The sequence below is a fragment of the Rhizobacter sp. P2_H2 genome, assembly GCF_056403375.1.
Genome location: NZ_JBFUFP010001729.1, coordinates 1 through 659 on the forward strand (window position 1 = coordinate 1; position 659 = coordinate 659).

Genomic DNA, 659 nt, shown 5'->3' on the forward strand with positions numbered 1-659 from the left:
GCCCAGTACGCGATCCTGTCGACCGCGCAGGCCGCCTCGCTGACCTCCGACCAGATCCCGCACCTGGAGTCGTCGGACCTGCGTGCCCTGAGCACCGCCGCGATCCGCAACTGGAGCACCGCACAGGTCGATGCACTGACCAGCGACCAGATGGGCCAGCTGACGACGGCGCAAGTCGCCGCGCTGACGACGGCCCAGCTGAGCAACCTGGTCACCGACGACCTGAACGCGCTGAACACGGCTGACTTCGCCGCGCTGTCGACCGCCCAGGTCGTGTCGCTGACGGCCACGCAGATCGCCGGCCTGCAGTCGGACGACCTGCGCGCCTTGACCACGGCGCACTTCGCCGCGCTGACGACCACGCAAGTGGCCGCGCTGACCAGCGACCAGCTGCCGAACCTGGAATCGGCCGACCTGCGTGCGATCAGCACCGCCGCGCTGCGCCAGCTGAACTCCGACCAGCTCGGCGCSCTGACCAGCGACCAGWTSGCYGCGCTGACGACCGSSCARGTSGCSGCSCTGACGACGACCCAGCTGTCSMMRCTGGGCACCGACGACCTGAACGCGCTGACGACSACGCAGTTCGCGACGCTGTCGACCGCGCAAGCCGCCTCGCTGACCACCGACCAGATCCCGACGCTSGAATCGGCCGACCTGCG

General features: G+C 70.0%; 1 pseudogene. It reads left to right on the top strand.

The annotated features are described in order from the left end of the window. A pseudogene (locus AC1D15_RS35880) lies at nt 1-659 on the top strand (heme utilization protein); the annotation flags it as partial.